This is a genomic window from Terrabacter sp. GCM10028922 (genome assembly GCF_042666095.1).
Classification (GTDB): domain Bacteria; phylum Actinomycetota; class Actinomycetes; order Actinomycetales; family Dermatophilaceae; genus Terrabacter.
The window spans coordinates 1-860 of sequence record NZ_JBHTFG010000018.1 but is presented as its reverse complement, the minus strand read 5'-3'; the positions used below and the strand labels follow the sequence as shown (position 1 = coordinate 860).

Annotated in this window: 1 protein-coding gene; it reads right to left on the bottom strand. The window is 65.6% G+C overall.

Annotated elements, in window-relative coordinates:
- A partial coding sequence (locus ACFQU3_RS16835; protein ID WP_385911820.1) for a DDE-type integrase/transposase/recombinase occupies positions 1-770 on the bottom strand: 770 nt, incomplete at its 3' end.
- Positions 771-860 lie beyond the last annotated feature (90 nt).

Genomic DNA, 860 nt, shown 5'->3' with positions numbered 1-860 from the left:
GGGCAGTGCGGCTTGATGAACTTCTGAGTGATGTCGTGCTCGGCACACACGGCTCGTAGCGAGTAGCGGTAGGCCCACGCGTTGTCGGTCATCAGCCGCTCGATCCGGGTGATGCCGTGATCAGCGAAGGAGGCGATCGCGCGTTGCAGGAACTGCGCGCAGGTCACGCCTTTCTCGTCGGGCAGCACCTCGCTGTACGCCAGGCGGGAATGGTCATCGACGAGCGAGTGGACGTAGTCGTAGCCGGGGCCGTTGACGCGGTCACGCGCGATGCCACGACCATGCACGCGCCAGCCACCGCCGTCAGGGATGCGGCCGATCTTCTTGACGTCCATGTGCACCAGCTCGCCCGGCCGTTCGCGTTCGTAGCGGACTGCGGTCTGCTTCGAGGAACGGATCACCTCGCCCGTGATCGGGTCGCACTCGCGCAGATAGGGCACGCCATGGCGGCGCAGGATCCGTGACACCGTCCGTGCCGGTACCCCGACCTTCGGGCTGAGCACGTCGGGTCCGTCACGATGGGTGGCGCGGGCAGCCAGGACCTTCTGCTCGAGCTCGTTGCTGGTCTTGGTGGGCATCGTGTGCGGCCGTGAGGAGCGGGTGACCAGGCCGGGTTCGCCTTCGGTGGCGTAGCGGTCGATCCAGGTCTTCACACACTTACGCGACACGCCCATGGCGGCCGCGATGTGTGCTTGGGGCCAGCCGGCTTGGTGGCGTTGAACGATCAGGCGACGACCATGGATGGTCAGCCGGGCACTACCGTGGGACACGAGAACCTCCGGGTTGGAGTGGGCCTTAGACAAGCCACATCCCATTCGGAGGTTCTCGTTTGTTCAAGCAGGCTCGCTGCTACCAACGTC